Source organism: Vibrio sp. 10N.222.52.B7 (assembly GCF_041474275.1).
Taxonomy (GTDB): domain Bacteria; phylum Pseudomonadota; class Gammaproteobacteria; order Enterobacterales; family Vibrionaceae; genus Vibrio; species Vibrio crassostreae_C.
Genome location: NZ_JBFRTU010000462.1, coordinates 1 through 275, shown reverse-complemented (window position 1 = coordinate 275; position 275 = coordinate 1). Strand labels below are relative to the sequence as shown.

Below are 275 nucleotides of genomic sequence, written 5' to 3'. Positions count from 1 at the left end.
ACAATGTTTTATTCAAGATATTTTAATGCTGTTGAGTGCGGTAAGCTAGATGTTATTGGTGGTTCTGTGGTGCTCAGGAGCATTGCTATTAATTTTGCTCATTATTTGTTCTATTGAGGCCGTTTTGTTATGAATATTCTAGTCACAGGTAGCACAGGTTTTGTCGGCTCTAGAGTTGTTGAGTTGGCTAGAGAGCACGACTGGACAGTCATTCCGGTTGTGCGTAAGCAAATAGAGCCACTAACTAATCGCTTGGTTATCCCTTCCATTGACGC

At 41.5% G+C, this 275-nt stretch carries 1 protein-coding gene; it reads left to right on the top strand.

Going from position 1 to position 275, the window contains the following annotated elements:
• Window positions 1-129: 129 nt before the first annotated feature.
• Window positions 130-275: NAD-dependent epimerase/dehydratase family protein (locus tag AB4512_RS23695; RefSeq protein WP_372175960.1), on the top strand; the 146-nt coding region annotated here is incomplete at its 3' end.